The organism is Ruegeria sp. CJ2 (assembly GCF_056536745.1).
Genome location: NZ_JBQFQF010000003.1, coordinates 145,414 through 160,195, shown reverse-complemented (window position 1 = coordinate 160,195; position 14,782 = coordinate 145,414). Strand labels below are relative to the sequence as shown.

The following is a 14,782-nucleotide window of genomic DNA, read 5'->3' as shown; positions in this document are numbered from 1 at the left end:
GGGTGGACTCCTGATCCTGACTGCGGAATGGATGCATCTGACACCGGAACGAAAGGGTTCGCAATGGCCGAAAATCCTCTGATCCACGATAGCGACGCAGGGATCGAACGCCTGCTGGAAATCATGCGCCGTCTACGCGACCCGCAAACCGGCTGCCCTTGGGATATCGAACAGGATTTCGCCACCATCGCCCCCTACACTATCGAAGAAGCCTATGAGGTCGCCGACGCCATCGAGCGTGAGGCATATGATGAGCTGAAAGGCGAGTTGGGCGACCTGTTGTTCCAATCCGTCTTTCACGCGCAGATGGCCGAGGAAGCCGGGCATTTCACCTTTCAGGACGTGGTCCGCACCATGTCGGACAAGATGGTTGCGCGTCATCCCCACGTATTCGGTGACGAATCCCGCGACAAATCTGCCGAGCAGCAAACGCTGGATTGGGAAACCATCAAGGCGGCGGAACGCGCTGGTAAAGAACAGAAAGGCGCGCTGGACGGTGTGGCGGCCAACCTGCCTGCCCTGTTACGCGCGCATAAGCTGCAAAAGCGCGCGGCGCGTGTGGGGTTCGATTGGCCTTATGCCAGCCACGTGCTGGCCAAGATCACCGAAGAGGCCGCCGAGTTGGAAGAGGCGCGCGACAGTATGGACGCCGATGCGCTAGAGGATGAATTCGGCGATCTGCTATTTGTCATCGTCAATCTGGGCCGCCACCTTGGGATCGAACCCGAAGCCGCCCTGCGCCGCACCAACGCCAAGTTCACCCGCCGCTTTGAACAGGTCGAATCCCGTCTTGCGGCGCGTGGCAAAACGCCGTCACAAAGCGATCTGGCCGAGATGGACGCCCTGTGGGACGAGGTGAAAACCGAGGAACACCGCGCCAATGGCAAACTCCCGCCGGTGGATGCGGCGGCGGACACCTAAAACGGCTGGACAAGTGCCGGGACACTTGCGAGTGTCCGACCTTCACGACCCCCGGAGACGCCCATGCCCCCTCGTAAAATCATCATCGACACTGACCCCGGTCAGGACGACGCCGTCGCCATCCTGCTGGCGCTGGCCAGCCCCGAAGAGATCGAGGTTCTAGGCATCACAGCCGTCGCAGGGAACGTGCCGCTGGACCTGACGTCCAAGAATGCCCGCATTGTCTGCGAACTGGCCGGACATACCGAGGTGCCGGTTTACGCCGGGTGCGACCGCCCGTTGAAACGGGCGCTGGTCACGGCGGAACATGTGCACGGGAAAACCGGTCTGGACGGTCCGGACCTGCCTGATCCTCAGATGCAACTGACCGAAGGACATGCGGTTGATTTCATCATCGACACCCTGCGCGCGCATGAACCCGGCACGGTCACGTTATGCCCGCTGGGGCCGCTGACAAACATCGCGACCGCCTTCACCAAAGCGCCTGATATCGTGGATCGGGTGCAGGAAATCGTGCTGATGGGCGGCGCGTATTTCGAGGTTGGCAACATTACCCCCACCGCAGAATTCAACATTCATGTCGATCCCGAAGCCGCTGATACCGTGTTCAAATCCGGTCGCCCTATCGTGGTCATGCCGTTGGATGTCACGCATAAGGCGCTGGTCACGAAACCCCGCAACGATGCCTTCCGCGCGTTGGGAACCAAGGTCGGTGTCGCCGTGGCTGAAATGACGGATTTCTTCGAACGCTTTGACAAGGAAAAATACGGCAGCCAAGGCGCACCGTTGCATGATCCGTGCGTCACCGCCTACTTGATCAAACCCGAATTGTTTTCAGGCCGCTTCGTGAATGTCGAGATTGAGACCCAATCGGAACTCACCATGGGAATGACGGTCGCCGACTGGTGGCACGTCACCGATCGCAAGCCCAACGCGACTTTCATAGGGGATGTAGACGCGGACGGATTCTTTGCCCTGCTGACCGAACGGCTGGCCCGACTATGAGCGCTGCCCTGCGGCTTGCCCGCCCCGAAGATCTGGACCGCTTGATGGGCCTGGTCACTGCATTCCACACAGAGGAAGGCATCGCTCAGGATGCGGATCAGACCCGCAACGCTCTGGCGCCGCTGTTAGAGGGCATCCCCCACGGATGTGTCTACCTGATCGGACCCGGACGGGCACCGCTGGGATACATCATCCTGACATTCGGCTGGTCCGTCGAATTTGGCGGCATGGATGGCTTTGTGGACGAGATTTACATCCGCCCCGCCGTCCGTGGCCGCGGAATTGCCTCCGAAGTCCTGCTGGACTTGCCAAAAGCCTTGGCCGGAGCCGGACTGACCGCCCTGCATCTTGAAGTCGACCGCACAAACGAGGCAGCTCAGAAACTGTATCTGCGCACCGGGTTCAAACCGCGCGATCGATATATGCTGATGAGCAAGAAGCTCTGAATTCAGACCAATCACGGACGTCTCCGCCCGTGATGTCATGCGCAGGCCTTAGCGGGCCTCACCACGATAGATGTAAGTGGGCGATTCCATATTTCGTACCGGGTCACTTGCTGAAACCTGATCTCCGGTAATCGGATATGTGCCAGGTGCTGAACAGGCCGCCAAGAATACAGTGCCGACTACCGACGCTACGAGAAGGAATTTTGAACCAGTCATGGTGTTCTCCTTTCTGTAATACAGTCAGGGTACGGGACGATCCGGCTCTCCCAATAGGGAAAAGTTCACACATAAGTATAATAATGTTTACTTAAATTGCGGTTTCTTCAATTTATTCCGTAATTACAATAGGAAAGATCATCAAAAAAATTGTAGTTTTTTGCCCCAAGACGCCCCTACCCCCGTAAATCGATTTCAAAAAACAGAAGATGGCCGTCCGCAACTTCGGGCATTTCCGAATAGGCGTCGCGCAATTCAAACCCCATCGACAGATAAAGACGTGTCGCGGCCTCAAGCGGTTTTCCTGTATCCATCCGAATAAAACGGACCCCCTGCAGGCGGCAGGCTTCGATCAGTTCGTTCATGATCGCATATCCTGCGCCGGTCCCCCGAGCGTTCTCATTTACGAACACGCGCTTAATTTCCGCCACACCGGGTTCAATCGTATGGAACATCCCGCATCCGATAGGCTGATCATCCTTCAATGCCAACCGGACGCCCCCTGTGGGCGATGCGTGCTCGACCTCAATGGCGTCCATCAATCGGGCGTATTTCTCTCGCGGATAGAACGTCCGCACAATGCGCTGAGATTTTTCGTCCAACGTCAGCAGGAATTCGCGGTATTCCCAACACAAACGCCGAACCGCATCAAACTGGTCCGGCGTCTTGGGTTCTATAATCGAAAGCAAAACCTGATCCTCGGCAAATGATACGAGGATCAGCCTAGCATTCAGCGCTTCAGGATCGAAGTCCCGGCGTATTCGGCAACCTCACCCAGGGATTCTTCGATGCGGATCAGTTGGTTATACTTGGCCAACCGGTCTGACCGCGCCAACGAACCGGTCTTGATCTGACCGCAATTGGTGGCAACAGCCAGATCCGCAATGGTCGCGTCCTCGGTCTCGCCCGAGCGGTGCGACATCACGTTGGTATAGCGCGCACGGTGCGCCATATCGACGGCGCGCAGGGTCTCGGTCAGGGACCCGATCTGGTTCACCTTGACCAGCATCGAGTTCGCACAGCCACGATCGATCCCTTCGGCCAGACGTTCGGGATTGGTCACGAACAGGTCGTCACCCACCAGCTGCACCTCGTTGCCGATGGCATCGGTCAGGGCTTTCCACCCGTCCCAGTCATCCTCGGACATGCCGTCTTCGATCGAGATGATCGGATAGTCCTTGACCAGCGCCGCCAGATACTCGGCGTTTTCCTCGGAGGTCAGCGAGATGTTCTCGCCCGACAGAACGTATTTGCCATCCCTGTAGTACTCGGTGGCGGCGCAATCCAGGGCAAGGTGGATTTCCTCACCCGGCTTGTAGCCTGCCTTTTCAATGGATTGCAGGATGAAATCCAGCGCTTCGCGTGTGGATGCAATGTTGGGTGCAAAACCGCCCTCATCGCCGACGCCGGTGGCCAGACCCGCTGCGGAGAGTTCCCGTTTCAGCGTGTGGAACACCTCGGACCCCATGCGCACCGCCTCGCGGATATTGCTGGCCGAGGTCGGCATGATCATGAATTCCTGAATGTCGATCGGGTTGTCGGCATGTTCGCCGCCATTGATGATGTTCATCATCGGCACCGGCAGAACGCGGGCCGACGTACCGCCAACATAGCGATAGAGCGGCTGGGTCGTGAAATCGGCCGCAGCCTTTGCGGTGGCCAGCGAAACGCCCAGAATGGCGTTTGCCCCCAGACGGCCCTTGTTTTCGGTCCCGTCCAGCTCGATCATCGCCTGGTCGATGGCGACCTGTTCGGTGGCGTCAAAGCCAACCAGTTCTTCGGCGATCTCACCATTGACTGCGGCGACGGCCTCGAGCACGCCTTTCCCCATATACCGCGCCTTGTCACCATCGCGCTTTTCAACCGCTTCGTAAGCTCCGGTCGACGCACCCGACGGCACCGCCGCGCGGCCCATCGTGCCGTCTTCCAAAATCACGTCCACCTCAACCGTCGGGTTGCCCCGGCTGTCCAGAATTTCGCGTGCGTGGATGTCGATGATTGTGCTCATGAGGCCGATCCCTGTGGCTGCATTCAGTTGCATGCCTCATAGCATCACAGGGTCAAAAGTAAACCGGGCATGTTATCGCTAACACGGCTATTTACGTCCCTTTAGGGCTAACAGCCAATTGTTTGGGCTAACGTGCGACGATCCGTCAGGCGGCAACCGCCAAATCGCGCGCCAAGCAATGGTCCTTTCTCTGACAATCCAGATCGGTTAAGGCATTCGAAGCACAAAGACCGAAGGAACTTTGGGACCCCAATTTTCTGTAGTTGCGGAATGTCTTTTTCTGCCGCAATTATCAAATCGCCTGTTCTTCCAAGGGAGTTTTTTATGCGTCTGGACCCAGATAGCGTTTCGCGAAAAGAGGCGGACAAGACCAGGATCGCCCATCGCAAGATGTTTGGAGGCCATGATAAAGGCAGGACGCGTCGACTAAGAAACGGACAGTATCTAGCGGACATTCTTTTTCCGGTCTTTGAGCCCAAACGTGTATTGGACGTTGGGTGCGGACTTGGTTTCTTTCTTTCGGCAATGTCAGAACGAGGCGCGCACGTAACCGGCGTAGACAATGAGTGGGTTAAAGACCTCAATACGGAAATTCCACCGGAGCAATATCGGTTTCACGACCTGAACACACCGCTAACTTCCAATGATCGCTTTGATTTGGTCGCGTCCTTTGAGGTAGCCGAACATCTAGAGCCGTCAAGAAGTGAAGATTTTGTGAGGGAATTGTGCGCGTTGGGCGACGTGGTCGCATTTTCGGCGGCAGTACCAGGACAAGGTGGTAGCGGGCACATAAACTTACGTTGGCAACGCTACTGGGCCGAACTATTTGCGGCGCAAGGGTATAGTTGCTTTGATTTGATCCGCCCTCGAATAGCCGCGCGAAAAAATGCCTTCTTTTGGTTCCGGCAAAACGCTTTCGTCTACATCAGAGACGGTCAAAATATACCGGACGAAGTGAAGTTCTCAGCAATTGATCCCAAAGCCACGACGACGTTGACGCGGGACTTTCACAAACGCCGATTACAGCAAGCTCGAAACAGGATCGTGGAACTCGAAAAGCAGCTAGCAGCGCTCAAAAGCACTAACCACTTAACGTCTCTGACGGATTTGACGTGACTCGCACGGCCCAAAAATCAACTGCAACGATACTGACCGCAACTAGCCCCAAAACAGAAATACAACTCACTTAGGTTGTAGTTTGCCGAAAGGCATTGATGAACATGTCCTCAAGCGAAAAGGCCGCCATTGACCCTATGATCAGCAAAATGCCGTGTACGTTGTTCATGCGCGTTTCCAAAGAATGAGGCTGACAAGCTCCAAGCCGTCAGGTCAGGGAAACCGCAACATTCAAAACGCAGCAAGCGATATTGCGACGTGTTTCATGAAATCGTGTGCGACGACCAATCGCATTTTGTGATGGGTCAGTCCTGTTCCAGCGGAACGCCATACAGTTCCAGCCGGTGCCCTTTCAGCTTGTACCCCAGCTTGGCTGCGATTTTTTCCTGCAGCGCCTCGATCTCGGGGTCTACGAATTCGATGACCTTGCCCGACTGCATGTCGATGAGGTGGTCATGATGATCCCGCTCGGCATCTTCGTAACGCGCGCGGCCATCGCCAAATTCCAGACGCTCAAGGATTCCCGCCTCTTCGAACAATTTCACAGTGCGGTACACGGTGGCTATCGATATCCCCGAATCCACCTCTGATGCACGCGCATACAGCTCTTCGACGTCCGGGTGATCCTCGCTTTGCTGCAACACATGCGCAATGGTACGGCGCTGACCTGTCATGCGCAGGCCCTTGGCCTCACAACGGGCGATGATCGTATCGGACATGAGTGACCCTCGGGGCTTATTCGGTTCTCTGTCTTAATACGTCTGCGCGGCTGGCGCCACAGGGGATTTTCTTTCTACGCGGCGCGCCGAAGATCAGCCCATATCGGCAAATGATCCGAAGCAATATGCGCGGGCCGCGCGTCGTGAACACCATGCAGGATGGCCTCTAACCCGTCGCCCAGCGCGATCCTGTCCAACGCGCCCAGAGGCTGCGCGGCTGGAAAGCTTGGAACCGGGGGCAGAAAGCGCATGTCAGGCGCCAGATGATCCAACACCGGCTGCCGCGACCATTCGTTGAAATCGCCTGCCCAGACTGTCGGCATCTGGTCGAGATCATCGTCGAACCGCCGCAGATGAGTGATCTGCTGACGTCTGGACGCAGGCAACAGGCCCAGATGCATCCCCATCACCCGCAATGGGCCGATCTGCGTGTCAAACTCGACCCGCACCGCGCCCCTGGGCTCCAGCCCCGGCAGGTCGTGGTGGCCTTTCTCACGTTCCTGAATTGTGTCTCCACGCCAGATGACAGCATTGCCGTGCCAACCCAGACTGCCCGCGCCACCCAGATCGACGATCTGCCAACCCGCTTCATCCAGCATGAAATGTGGCAAGGCCGCCGGTCGTGGAGGCAGACGTTTGTCGGCCTCCTGCAACACCACGATATCGGCTTCCATGCTTTCGATCACCTGCAGGATGCGCTGCGGCTGGCGGCGAAAATCAAGCCCGACGCATTTCTGGATATTGTAGCTCGCAATGCGCAGGGTTGAATGAGTTTGCATTTGGACCCGATCAAACATTTGGACCAAGAGTGCCACGATGGTTGTCAGGTGCAACCCCTCGGCGCCCGAATGATGCGCTGATACAGAATTTTGAAGGCAGCCGCGTTCGATAGCCCAAGATTTCCGCGCTCCTAAACCCGAAGTGGATCGCCATGCATGTTCCACTTGATCCCCAGACTGCGTTCATTCTATCCCGACGCTAGGCCGGTACTGCCGGCCGAATTCCGAGGAAGCTCATGGTTTCGAACCCTGTTCAAACGGACAAGACCACCCGCGCCAGCATCATCCTTGTCATCGGCGGTATGATGTGGGGGCTGTATTGGATTCCGGTCCGGTTCTTCTATGACCTTGGCTTGACGGGCCCGTGGCCAGGCATCGCGATGTACAGCTCGGCCCTTCTTGTTCTGATCCCTCTGGTTTGGCGAGAGCGCCTGACGCTGGCCTCGCAATGGCGCAACCTTGCCCTTAGCGGGATGTTCACCGGGGCAGCGTTCAGCCTGTATTCCCTCAGCCTTGTCTACACGGACGTCGTCCGCTCGATCCTTCTGTTCTATCTGACGCCGATCTGGGGCACGATGCTTGGACTGTTTTTCCTGGGCGAGCGGCTGAGTTGGGGACGCTTTGCCGGACTGGTCTGCGGGATCGGAGGGCTGTTCGTTGTGTTAGGCGGCGACGGCTTCGTGCCATGGCCCCAAAACGCAGGAGACTGGCTGGCGCTGGCGTCGGGTATCTGCTGGGCGCTAGGGACACTCGGGCTGTATCGGGCCAGCAGTATTTCCGTTTCCGGGCAGGTGTTTGCCTTTGTTCTGGGCGCACTGATCCTGTCTTTCTTCAGCCTCGCGCTCATTCACGGCCCGGTTCTGCCCGCCCTCGCCCAAGGCGACTATCTTTGGATCCTTCAGCTTTCCCTTCTGTCTGCCCTATACACGCTGCCCATGGTCTATATGACGATCTGGCCCGCGACCAAGCTGTCTCCTGCACGGGTCGGCATCCTGTTGATGAGCGAGGTTGTCGTCGGCATCGCCTCGGCCGCTGCTTTGTCGGGCGAACCCTTTGGCTTGCGCGAACTGCTGGGTGCCGTCCTGATCGTCAGCGCGGCAGTCTTGGAAATCGTGCGCAAATAGCCACGTACGCTCACGTCCCGCAGAACGTCGCGTGCACCACTTCGCTCTGAGTTGGCGGGCGCTTGAGGTCGGCCTCATCGGGTTGATCCTCATACGGCTGCGAAAGAACCCGGTTCAGGCGGTGGAACGGGCCATAGTCACCCTGAACAGCGGCTTGGATCATTTGCTCAACCCGATGGTTGCGCGGAATGAAGGCGGGGTTTGCTGCGGCCATGACTGGGAATGGGTCTTCTTCCCGCTGCAACCGTGCCCTCCAGCCCTCAGCCCAAGTGTCAAAAGCATCCGGGTCCGTAAATTGCTCGCGGGCCGTATCGCTGCCCAGCGCGCGGAACGTATTGGTGAAGTCGGCCTGATTTTGGGCCATACGCACCAATAGATCGGTTATCAGTCCCTCATCCCCTTCTTCCGAGGTCGACAGTCCCAATTTGGACCGAAAGCGCGCTTGCCAGTTCTCTTGCAGCAGATCCGGCATGGCGTGAACAACCTCGGTCGCCTCTTCTACTGCGGCCTGCTTATCCTCGACCTGTTGGATCAGGGCGGTTGCAAGCTGCGCGGCATTCCAGACGGCAATCTCGGGCTGATTGGAATAGGCGTAGCGGCCCATTCGGTCGATCGAGCTGTAGACCGTGTTCGGGTGGTAGCTGTCCATAAAGGCGCAGGGTCCGTAATCTATGGTCTCGCCCGCGATCGAGCTGTTGTCGGTGTTCATAACGCCGTGAATGAAGCCCACGCTCATCCATGCGGCGATCAGCTCGGATTGTTTCTGGACCACGGCGCGCAACAGACCCATCGGACCCTCGGCCTGAGGGTAGTGCCGCTGAATGGCGTAGCCCGTCAGTTGGCGCAGGCTGTCGAACTGGCCGCGCGACGCAAAGACCTGAAACGTCCCCACGCGCAGATGGCTTTGCGCAACCCTTGTAAGCACAGCGCCGGGCATCGGTCCTTCGCGCAGGACGACCTCTCCGGTTTCAACCGCGGCCAGCGCCCGTGTCGTTGGAATGCCCAGCGCATGCATCGCCTCGGACACAACATATTCCCGCAGGACCGGCCCCAGCCACGCCCGTCCGTCGCCCTGACGGGAAAACGGCGTTGGCCCCGACCCTTTGAGCTGTATGTCCCGGCGTACCCTGTCGATCCCGACGGTCTCACCCAACAGAACGGCGCGGCCATCGCCTAGTTGCGGGTTGTAGTTGCCGAACTGATGCCCCGAATAAAGCTGCGCGATCGGCTCGGACCCTTCAGGCAGCGTGTTTCCGGCAAACGCCTCGGCCATTTCATGCACATCGCCCGGAGTGACACGCAAAACACGTGCAAGGTCTTCGTTGAACGCGATCAGTTGCGGCGCACGCACGGGGATCGGAGCCTGTCGCGCGTAAAAGCTGTTGGGAAGCTGGGCATAGGTGTTGTCGAACGGGATCATCAGGGTCATGCGGCAAACATATTCCTGATCCGGCCGAATACCATAGCGGATCACGCAAACCCGTGCATAATCATCCCCAACCATGAGGCACAAATGACCGCACAAGACATCATCGACCACCTGAAACTGCAACGCCACCCCGAAGGCGGCTGGTTTCGCGAAACCTGGCGCGCGGATACCGAAGGCCGCGCCACAGGCACCTGCATCTATTTCCTGCTGGCAGAGGGTGAACGCAGCCACTGGCACCGTGTCGACGCGACCGAAATCTGGCTGTTCCACGCCGGTGCACCGCTTATCCTGTCCATCAGCGATACAGACACCGGGCCTGCCGTAGATCATACGCTGACCCCGGACCTTTCCCAAGGCGCGCCCCAACTGATTGTGCCAAAAGGCCATTGGCAAGCCGCCCGGTCCACCGGGGCTTACACCTTGGTCAGTTGTACCGTGTCGCCGGGGTTTGAGTTCGACGGCTTTGAACTGGCCGACCCCGGCTTTGACATCCCCCGCGGTTGAAGAATGGACCACCGCGCCCTCATAGCCTCGATTCCGGCGGCCGAGAAAGACCGCCTGCAAGAACGCTCGAACATCGCAGGCTTGCGGCACCTTTCCCTCTATGCCCTGCTGCTGCTGGCAACCAGTTCAGGCATTGCTTATCAGGTTCCGCTCTGGCCGCTTCTGCTGCTGCCTCAGGGACTGCTGCTGGTGTTCCTGTTCACGCTCAGCCACGAATGCACCCATAAGACGCCCTTTCGCACTGGCTGGCTGAACGACGCGGTTGGTCATCTTGTTTCGGTTCCTATCGCCCTGCCCTTTACGTGGTTTCGGTACTTTCATCTGGCCCACCACAAATGGACCAATGACCCGGACAAAGACCCTGAATTGGACGGCAAACCCAGACCGGAACGCTGGCACGATCTGGTAATCTATCTCAGCGGCTGGCCGTACTGGAAAGGCATGGCGCTTGTTCTCTTTCGCAACGCGACCGGAAAGATCGACGCGCCCTACTTACCCCAGCGACAGCATCGCGCCATACGGATTGAGGCAGCTATATTGCTGGGCCTCTATACGCTTGCTGGCATCAGCCTGATCTTCACACCGATCCTGTTCTGGCTATGGCTGCTTCCGGTCCTAATGGGCCAACCATTTCTACGCCTGTATCTTTTGGCAGAACACGGCCTCTGCCCACCGGTCGCCAATATGCTCGAGAATTCACGCACCACCTTCACCAACCGCATGATCCAGTTTTTGGCGTGGAACATGCCCTTTCACGCGGAACATCATGCGTTTCCAAACGTGCCCTTTCACCAGCTACCCGCGCTGCATGGGTGGACGAAAGCCCACCTGCAAACCACCTCGGACGGGTATGCTGAGTTTACGGCAGACTACGTGCACGCGTTGGAGCGCTGATTACCCCGCCACCCACAAGCGCGCTGACCCCGGTTGTTCCCGGGCACGAGGTTGGCAACCCCTTGGCTACGCGCACGGCAAGATAGGCAAATGCCTGCGCTTCCAGCATGTCTCCGTCCAGCCCCACGGCCTCGACCGGCTCTACCGGGCAATCCATCGACACGCGCAGCATCTCCATCAGAACGGGATTGCGGCGGCCACCTCCGGTGACAAGCACGCGCGTGGGCCGTTTGGGGCAATGCTCCATCCCCTGCACGACGCCCGTTGCGCACATCGCTGTCAGAGTCGCCACGGCGTCGGCGTCTGAAAGCTCTTTCACCAACCCGATCATTTCCGAGAAATCGTTTCGGTCCAAAGATTTGGGCGGCATCTTGGTAAAAAACGGCTCGGCCAGGAACAGTTCCAGCGCGCCGGTCTCGACCGTCCCACCACGTGCAACTGCGCCATCGCGATCCATCGGCAGACCCAGCCGCGCCTGCATCAGGTCGTCGACAGGTGCATTGGCCGGGCCAGTATCAAAGGCCAGCAGAGCGCCGGGTGCCTCGGGGCCGTCAAAACCGGGGTCTACGTAAGTCAGGTTCCCCACCCCGCCGAGGTTCAGAAAACACAGAGGTTCCGTCGCCCCGATCCATTTGGCACAGGCGAAGTGAAAGAACGGCGCGAGCGGTGCGCCTTCACCCCCCATCGCCACGTCGTCACTGCGGAAATCCCACACGACGGGAACACCCAGCGCTTGGGTCAAACCGTCGCCGTCGCCCACCTGCAACGTGCCCCGCCCACTTGGTTCATGCGCAAGCGTCTGGCCGTGAAAGCCGATCAGGTCAATCTCGTCGAATTCGGACAGTGCTTCGGCATGGGCAATCGTGACCAACTCGGCGGCTGCATCGACTTCCGGACCGTGCCAGTGACCCAGCGCGGCCCTGAGGGTGGCGCGTTCTTCCTCGGAATAGGCACGATAACCGCTGGGACCGAACCCCAGAATGCGCACCCCGTCCGTTTCGACCACGGCGGCATCCACACCATCCAGAGACGTGCCCGACATCGCGCCCAATGCTGTGACCGTGTCCGATTTGCCAATAACCCGGCTCATGCCTTACCTCTTGCGTCTTTCGCGCCCGTTGGATCAGCGCGTTGGCCACAACCTGCACGGTAACGCGAACACAACGCAAGCCACATCGGACGCACCGCACGCTTTTCCTGCAAAAGGTGCCTTTTCCTTGCCACCCCCACCGCCTATACACTGCTCCGCAACACAAACCCAAAGGGCACGGATATGACCTACCACCCCAAATCGGATTTCATCGCCACGATGATCGAGCGCGGCTTTCTCGCCGACTGCACCGATTATCAGGGCCTTGACGACGCGCTGATCAGTGGGGTGCAAACAGCCTATATCGGGTATGACGCTACAGCGCAGTCGCTGCATGTCGGTCACCTGATGAACATCATGGTCCTGCGCTGGCTGCAAAAGACCGGGCACAAGCCGATCACCCTGATGGGCGGCGGCACCACCAAGGTGGGCGACCCCTCGTTCCGCTCGGATGAACGCCCCCTGCTGGGCCCGGAACAGATCGACGCCAATATCGCCGGGATGCAGAAGGTCTTTGCCAAGTACCTGTCTTATGATGACAGCGACACCGGCGCGCTGATGCTGAACAATGCCGAGTGGCTGGACAGCCTGAACTACCTCGATTTCCTGCGCGATATCGGGCGGCATTTCTCGGTCAACCGGATGCTGTCGTTTGAATCGGTAAAGTCACGGCTGGACCGCGAGCAATCGCTGAGCTTTCTCGAATTCAACTACATGATCCTGCAGGCCTATGACTTCCTTGAACTGAACCGCCGCTATGGCTGTGTCTTGCAGATGGGTGGCAGTGACCAGTGGGGCAATATCGTCAACGGGATCGACCTGACGCGCCGCGTGTTGGATCAGGAAATCTATGGCCTGACCACGCCGCTGCTGACCACCAGCGATGGCCGCAAGATGGGCAAATCGCAAGGCGGTGCGGTCTGGCTGAATGGCGATATGCTGAGCGCCTATGAGTTCTGGCAATTCTGGCGCAATACCACCGACGCCGACGTAGGCCGTTTTCTGAAGATCTTCACCGAACTGCCCGTCGATGAATGCGACCGCCTGGCCGCGCTGCAAGGGTCCGAGATCAACGAGGCCAAAATCCGTCTCGCCAACGAGGTCACCACTCTGCTGCATGGGGCTGAGGCCGCCGCGACAGCGGAATCCACAGCGCGCGAAGTGTTCGAAAAAGGCGGCGTGGGCGACGACCTTCCGACCCTGACCGTCGGCGCGGATGAATTGCCAGCCTCGATCGTTCAGTTGATCGTCAAATCCGGTCTGGCCAAGTCCGGCAAAGAGGCCAAGCGCCTGATTGCCGAGAATGGCGCCAAGCTCGATGACGCTCCGCTGACTGACGCGGGGTTGATGATCGACGCGGGCGCGCTGTCCTCACCGATCAAGCTGAGCGCAGGGAAAAAGCGCCACGCGCTGGTTCAATTGGGCTGAACGCTCGGTTGAACTTCTGGGCAACACAAGAAAACGGCCACCCCTTTGGGTGGCCGTAGTTCTTTGAAGTAATAGGCTTTGTGGCGTCAACGTCTTCCGCCGTTGCTACCGCCATTGCCGTTTCCACCGCCTTGGCCGTTGTTGCTGCCGCCATTACCGGTTCCGGGACCCGAGCCACCGGTATTACCACCGCCGTTACCAGAGTTCCCGCTGTTCCCGTTGCCATTACCGGGACCACCGTTGCTGCCGCCATTGCCGTTTCCACCGCCTTGGCCGTTGTTGCTGCCGCCATTACCGGTTCCGGGGCCCGAGCCACCGGTGTTGCCACCACCGTTACCGGGATTGCCGCCATTGCCGTTACCATTGCCGGGACCGCCGTTGTTTCCACCGTTGCCGCCGCCGTTATCTCCGCCGTCGCCGCCGCCGTTGTCTCCGCCGTCACCGCCGCCGTTATCTCCGCCGTCGCCGCCGCCGTTGTCTCCGCCGTCGCCGCCACCGTTGTCTCCGCCGTCGCCGCCACCGTTATCTCCTCCGTCGCCGCCACCGTTGTCTCCGCCGTCACCGCCGCCGTTATCTCCGCCGTCGCCGCCGCCGTTATCTCCGCCGTCACCGCCACCGTTATCTCCGCCGTCGCCGCCACCGTTGTCTCCGCCGTCACCGCCGCCGTTATTTCCGCCGTCGCCGCCACCGTTATTCCCGCCGTCGCCGCCGCCGTTATTTCCACCCGGACCAGATCCCGCTTGGTTCCCTTGATCTTCGTTCGGGTTTTCACTTGAGTTGGATGTTGCCCCGATCGACGCCGTTGTGAAATCTGTCAATAATGCGGCCAAAGCTGGGCACTGCTCGCTGGTGACCGCCAATGTCGTTTCAAAATCTGACCGCCGCTGCAGACGCTCAATAAAACTTGGCGTCACTTGCGTACAATCACACAGGGCCTGATAGTCACCCGCATTGGCCGCGATCCGTGCCGTTCTTGCATTGCAAATCTCTGTCGAAGCCTGCGCAGTTGTTGCCATCAACACCCCGACAAACGGGGATACCACCAAGGCTGAAACGCTTGATTTCAGTCTTATCCGCATCATTAATCTCCTTGCGCCCTAAAA

15 protein-coding genes are annotated in these 14,782 nt (G+C 58.8%); 8 read left to right on the top strand and 7 right to left on the bottom strand.

Annotation, left to right across the window (positions count from 1 at the left end; genetic code table 11):
- Positions 1–63: 63 nt before the first annotated feature.
- The 3 genes from mazG to ACR0MS_RS05325 all read left to right on the top strand — a co-directional run bounded on the left by mazG (position 64) and on the right by ACR0MS_RS05325 (position 2,372).
- Positions 64–921 (top strand): nucleoside triphosphate pyrophosphohydrolase, encoded by an 858-nt coding sequence (mazG, locus tag ACR0MS_RS05335; protein ID WP_480570873.1) that lies wholly within the window; start codon positions 64–66, stop codon positions 919–921.
- Between the two features lie 63 nt (positions 922–984).
- Entirely contained in the window at positions 985–1,926 is a 942-nt protein-coding gene (locus tag ACR0MS_RS05330) for a nucleoside hydrolase (RefSeq protein WP_480570207.1), read from the top strand.
- A complete protein-coding gene (locus ACR0MS_RS05325) occupies positions 1,923–2,372 on the top strand; it encodes a GNAT family N-acetyltransferase (RefSeq protein ID WP_480570204.1) in 450 nt (149 codons plus the stop codon). The genes ACR0MS_RS05330 and ACR0MS_RS05325 overlap by 4 nt, the downstream gene beginning before the upstream one ends.
- A 392-nt stretch (positions 2,373–2,764) precedes the next feature.
- Here the strand turns inward: ACR0MS_RS05325 and ACR0MS_RS05320 are convergent, their stop codons facing one another.
- Both ACR0MS_RS05320 and eno read right to left on the bottom strand, forming a co-directional pair.
- Positions 2,765–3,277: a GNAT family N-acetyltransferase gene (locus tag ACR0MS_RS05320; protein ID WP_480570200.1), complete on the bottom strand. Its 513-nt coding sequence runs from the start codon at positions 3,275–3,277 to the stop codon at positions 2,765–2,767.
- A 41-nt stretch (positions 3,278–3,318) separates the two neighbouring features.
- Positions 3,319–4,596, bottom strand: coding sequence for a phosphopyruvate hydratase (eno, locus tag ACR0MS_RS05315; protein ID WP_480570197.1), 1,278 nt, complete (start codon positions 4,594–4,596; stop codon positions 3,319–3,321).
- 270 nt (positions 4,597–4,866) lie between these two features.
- Between eno and ACR0MS_RS05310 the strand changes: the two genes are divergently transcribed.
- Entirely contained in the window at positions 4,867–5,712 is an 846-nt protein-coding gene (locus ACR0MS_RS05310) for a class I SAM-dependent methyltransferase (RefSeq protein ID WP_480570194.1), read from the top strand.
- Positions 5,713–6,017: 305 nt separating this feature from the next.
- Here the strand turns inward: ACR0MS_RS05310 and ACR0MS_RS05305 are convergent, their stop codons facing one another.
- Together ACR0MS_RS05305 and ACR0MS_RS05300 are read right to left on the bottom strand one after the other, a co-directional pair.
- Positions 6,018–6,431: a Fur family transcriptional regulator gene (locus ACR0MS_RS05305; protein WP_170413633.1), complete on the bottom strand. Its 414-nt coding sequence runs from the start codon at positions 6,429–6,431 to the stop codon at positions 6,018–6,020.
- Positions 6,432–6,505: 74 nt separating this feature from the next.
- The gene (locus ACR0MS_RS05300; protein ID WP_480570190.1) at positions 6,506–7,210 is read right to left on the bottom strand and encodes an endonuclease/exonuclease/phosphatase family protein; all 705 of its coding nucleotides are present in this window, start codon (positions 7,208–7,210) and stop codon (positions 6,506–6,508) included.
- Between the two features lie 236 nt (positions 7,211–7,446).
- Here ACR0MS_RS05300 and ACR0MS_RS05295 point away from each other — a divergent pair, with 236 nt between their 5' ends.
- On the top strand, positions 7,447–8,334 hold the full coding sequence (locus ACR0MS_RS05295) for a DMT family transporter (RefSeq protein ID WP_480570187.1): 888 nt from the start codon (positions 7,447–7,449) through the stop codon (positions 8,332–8,334).
- A gap of 10 nt (positions 8,335–8,344) precedes the next feature.
- On the opposite strand, the gene ACR0MS_RS05290 is transcribed toward ACR0MS_RS05295, so the two are convergent.
- Positions 8,345–9,763: a protein adenylyltransferase SelO gene (locus tag ACR0MS_RS05290; RefSeq protein ID WP_480570870.1), complete on the bottom strand. Its 1,419-nt coding sequence runs from the start codon at positions 9,761–9,763 to the stop codon at positions 8,345–8,347.
- Positions 9,764–9,847: 84 nt separating this feature from the next.
- On the opposite strand from ACR0MS_RS05290, the gene ACR0MS_RS05285 reads away from it, so the two are divergent.
- Positions 9,848–10,267, top strand: coding sequence for a cupin domain-containing protein (locus ACR0MS_RS05285; protein WP_480570183.1), 420 nt, complete (start codon positions 9,848–9,850; stop codon positions 10,265–10,267).
- A gap of 3 nt (positions 10,268–10,270) precedes the next feature.
- Complete coding sequence (locus ACR0MS_RS05280; protein ID WP_480570179.1) at positions 10,271–11,161, top strand: fatty acid desaturase; 891 nt, start codon at positions 10,271–10,273, stop codon at positions 11,159–11,161.
- Here the strand turns inward: ACR0MS_RS05280 and ACR0MS_RS05275 are convergent.
- Positions 11,127–12,251, bottom strand: a complete 1,125-nt coding sequence (locus ACR0MS_RS05275) for an anhydro-N-acetylmuramic acid kinase (RefSeq protein ID WP_480570176.1) — start codon at positions 12,249–12,251, stop codon at positions 11,127–11,129. The two genes, ACR0MS_RS05280 and ACR0MS_RS05275, sit on opposite strands and share 35 nt — an antisense overlap.
- 183 nt (positions 12,252–12,434) lie before the next feature.
- Between ACR0MS_RS05275 and tyrS the strand changes: the two genes are divergently transcribed.
- The gene (tyrS, locus tag ACR0MS_RS05270) at positions 12,435–13,679 is read left to right on the top strand and encodes a tyrosine--tRNA ligase (protein WP_480570173.1); all 1,245 of its coding nucleotides are present in this window, start codon (positions 12,435–12,437) and stop codon (positions 13,677–13,679) included.
- Between the two features lie 86 nt (positions 13,680–13,765).
- On the opposite strand, the gene ACR0MS_RS05265 is transcribed toward tyrS, so the two are convergent.
- On the bottom strand, positions 13,766–14,758 hold the full coding sequence (locus ACR0MS_RS05265) for a hypothetical protein (protein WP_480570171.1): 993 nt from the start codon (positions 14,756–14,758) through the stop codon (positions 13,766–13,768).
- Positions 14,759–14,782 lie beyond the last annotated feature (24 nt).

Coding starts and splice junctions, on each gene's coding strand:
- mazG (WP_480570873.1), top strand. CDS start 64: ATGGCCGAAAATCCTCTGATCCACGATAGCGACGCAGGGATCGAACGC.
- ACR0MS_RS05330 (WP_480570207.1), top strand. CDS start 985: ATGCCCCCTCGTAAAATCATCATCGACACTGACCCCGGTCAGGACGAC.
- ACR0MS_RS05325 (WP_480570204.1), top strand. CDS start 1,923: ATGAGCGCTGCCCTGCGGCTTGCCCGCCCCGAAGATCTGGACCGCTTG.
- eno (WP_480570197.1), bottom strand. CDS start 4,596: ATGAGCACAATCATCGACATCCACGCACGCGAAATTCTGGACAGCCGG.
- ACR0MS_RS05310 (WP_480570194.1), top strand. CDS start 4,867: ATGTCTTTTTCTGCCGCAATTATCAAATCGCCTGTTCTTCCAAGGGAG.
- ACR0MS_RS05305 (WP_170413633.1), bottom strand. CDS start 6,431: ATGTCCGATACGATCATCGCCCGTTGTGAGGCCAAGGGCCTGCGCATG.
- ACR0MS_RS05300 (WP_480570190.1), bottom strand. CDS start 7,210: ATGCAAACTCATTCAACCCTGCGCATTGCGAGCTACAATATCCAGAAA.
- ACR0MS_RS05295 (WP_480570187.1), top strand. CDS start 7,447: ATGGTTTCGAACCCTGTTCAAACGGACAAGACCACCCGCGCCAGCATC.
- ACR0MS_RS05290 (WP_480570870.1), bottom strand. CDS start 9,763: ATGACCCTGATGATCCCGTTCGACAACACCTATGCCCAGCTTCCCAAC.
- ACR0MS_RS05285 (WP_480570183.1), top strand. CDS start 9,848: ATGACCGCACAAGACATCATCGACCACCTGAAACTGCAACGCCACCCC.
- ACR0MS_RS05280 (WP_480570179.1), top strand. CDS start 10,271: ATGGACCACCGCGCCCTCATAGCCTCGATTCCGGCGGCCGAGAAAGAC.
- ACR0MS_RS05275 (WP_480570176.1), bottom strand. CDS start 12,251: ATGAGCCGGGTTATTGGCAAATCGGACACGGTCACAGCATTGGGCGCG.
- tyrS (WP_480570173.1), top strand. CDS start 12,435: ATGACCTACCACCCCAAATCGGATTTCATCGCCACGATGATCGAGCGC.
- ACR0MS_RS05265 (WP_480570171.1), bottom strand. CDS start 14,758: ATGCGGATAAGACTGAAATCAAGCGTTTCAGCCTTGGTGGTATCCCCG.